This is a genomic window from uncultured Citricoccus sp. (assembly GCF_937871995.1).
In the GTDB taxonomy this organism is placed as follows: Bacteria; Actinomycetota; Actinomycetes; order Actinomycetales; family Micrococcaceae; genus Citricoccus.
Genome location: NZ_CALMQR010000111.1, coordinates 1 through 2,458, shown reverse-complemented (window position 1 = coordinate 2,458; position 2,458 = coordinate 1). Strand labels below are relative to the sequence as shown.

2 protein-coding genes and 1 pseudogene are annotated in these 2,458 nt (G+C 69.8%); all 3 read right to left on the bottom strand.

All coding sequences use genetic code 11. The features are described 5' to 3' along the window. Window positions 1–81: 81 nt before the first annotated feature. Entirely contained in the window at window positions 82–462 is a 381-nt protein-coding gene (gene gcvH / locus Q0283_RS13100; RefSeq protein ID WP_010145862.1) for a glycine cleavage system protein GcvH, read from the bottom strand. Between the two features lie 64 nt (window positions 463–526). Further along, window positions 527–1,648 (bottom strand): glycine cleavage system aminomethyltransferase GcvT, encoded by a 1,122-nt coding sequence (gene gcvT, locus Q0283_RS13095; RefSeq protein ID WP_298045055.1) that lies wholly within the window; start codon window positions 1,646–1,648, stop codon window positions 527–529. Window positions 1,649–1,685: 37 nt separating this feature from the next. Continuing rightward, window positions 1,686–2,458: pseudogene (locus Q0283_RS13090) on the bottom strand (glycine dehydrogenase (aminomethyl-transferring)); the annotation flags it as partial.

Sequence of the window (2,458 nt, the reverse complement as noted above, 5' to 3'; positions counted from 1 at the left end):
CGATCTCCGGGTCCAACTCCGCCAACGACGACGTCAACTCAACCGGCACCTGCGTCACCGCCGCGGTCTCCTTCAGCGCGCTCATGCGAGCTCACCGCCGTTGGCCTCGGCGTACTCCTGGGCCGACAGCAGCGGGCCCTCGTCGCTCACCTCGACGGTGAACAGCCAGCCATTGCCGTAGGGGTCCTCATTCACGACCCCCGGGTTGTCCGAGACTGCGTCATTGACCTCGACCACGGTTCCCGTCACCGGGGAGTAGAGGTCGGAGACGGACTTGGTGGACTCGATCTCGCCGCAGGTCTCTCCGGCGGTGACGGTCGAGCCGGCTTCGGGCAGGTCGACGTAGACGACGTCTCCGAGGGCCTCGGCGGCCACCGCGGTGATACCGATGCGGGCCGGGGAGGCGTCGTTGATCCATTCGTGCTCGGCGGAGTAGCGGAGGGCGGGTAGGACGGTGCTCATGGGTGCTCCAATCAGGAAGGGTGGTTGACGACCGGTGGCGGTCGCCGGGGTTGATGACGCCGGACTACTGCGGACGGCGATAGAAGGGCAGGGCGACGACCTCGAAGGGCTCGGGCTTGCCACGCACATCGATCGTCACCGTGCTGCCTGGTTCGGCGAACGCCGTCTCGACGTAGGCCAGGGCGATCGGGTGGCCGAGGGTGGGGCTGGGCGCCCCGGAGGTGACCTCACCGACGTGCCGTCCGTCCGCGACGACGGGGTAGCCGGGGCGGGCGGCACGCCGGCCCAGACCCTTCATCCCGACCAGTCGACGGAGTGTTCCGGTGGCCTTCAGGGCCTGGAGTGCTTCGCGGCCGGTGAAGTCCTCGTCCTTCGTGAAGGACACGACCGGTCCCAGCCCGGCCGAGAAGGGCTCCGTGTCCAGGGTGAGTTCCTGGCCGTAGAGCGGCATCCCGGCCTCCAGGCGCAGGGAGTCCCGGCTCGCCAAGCCGCAGGGAATCAGCCCGTGCTGCTCGCCCGCCTCCAATAGGGCCGCCCACAGCGGTGCGGCGTCGGCGTTGGCGACGTAGAGCTCAAAACCGTCCTCGCCGGTGTAACCGGTGCGGGCCAGCAACACCGAGGTGCCGGCGACGGTGGCCCCCGCGAAGGCGTAGTACCTCAGGGAGGTGACCTGCTCCTGTTCGGCGGCCGGGATCAGCTCCAGCAGGACGGCTTCAGCCGCCGGCCCCTGGACGGCGACCAGGGAGGTCCGGTCGGACTCGTCCACGACGGTGACGTCGAAACCGGCCGCGCGCTCCTGCAGGGTCTGGGCGACGAGGCCGGCGTTGCCGGCATTGGGGACCACGAGGTACTCGTCGTCGCCCAGCCGGTAGCTGATCAGGTCGTCGATGATCCCGCCCTGCGCGGTGCACAGCAATGAGTACTTGGCCCGCCCGACCGCGACCGCGGTGAGATTGCCCACCAGTGCCGTGTTCAGGAACGCGGCCGCCTGCGCTCCGGTCACCCGGATCTCGCCCATGTGGGACAGGTCGAACAGTCCGGCCGCGTTTCGGACGGCGTGGTGTTCGGCGAGCTCGGAACCGTACTTCAAGGGCATGACCCACCCGCCGAAGTCGGTGAAGGACGCCCCCAGGGCGGCATGCTCCTCGTGGAGGACGGTGTGCCTGGATGTGGTGCTGACAGTCATGGTGATACCTTTCGTAACCGCTCTGTGCCGCGCGGGGTCAGTTCTCGAAGGACTCGGGCGCCGGGCAGGAACAGATCAGGGTGCGGTCCCCGGCGGCGCCGTCGATGCGGCCGACCGGGGGGAAGTACTTGTCCTGGCGCAGGCCCGGGACGGGGAAGGCCGCCTGTTCACGGCTGTAGGGGCGGTCCCAGGCGGTTGCGGACACGGCGGTGGCGGTGTGCGGGGCCCGGCGCAACGGGGAGTCCTCCAAGGTGAACCTCCCGTCCAGGATCTGGTCCATCTCGGCGCGGATGGAGATCATCGCCTCGATGAACCGCTCGATCTCGGCCAGGTCCTCGGACTCGGTCGGCTCGACCATGAGGGTCCCCGCCACCGGGAAGGACAGCGTGGGGGCGTGGAAGCCGTAGTCGATCAGGCGCTTGGCGACGTCCTCGGCGGTCACCCCGGTGCGGGCGGTGAGCTCACGCAGGTCCAGGATGCACTCGTGGGCCACCAGCCCGGCGTTCCCGGTGTAGAGGACCGGGAAGTGCTCACCCAGACGGGCGGCCAGGTAGTTGGCCGACAGCAGGGCATGACGGGTGGCTTCGGTGAGGCCCTCGGCGCCCATCATCGCGATGTAGGACCAGGAGATCGGCAGCACGCCCGCGGAGCCGTACGGAGCCGAGGTCACCGGGGTGCCGGTGCGGCCGTTGGACTCACCCGCTGCCGCGCCGGGCAGGAACGGGACGAGGTGTTCGGCCACGGCGACCGGGCCGACGCCGGGGCCGCCGCCGCCGTGCGGGATGCAGAAGGTCTTGTGCAGGTTCAGGT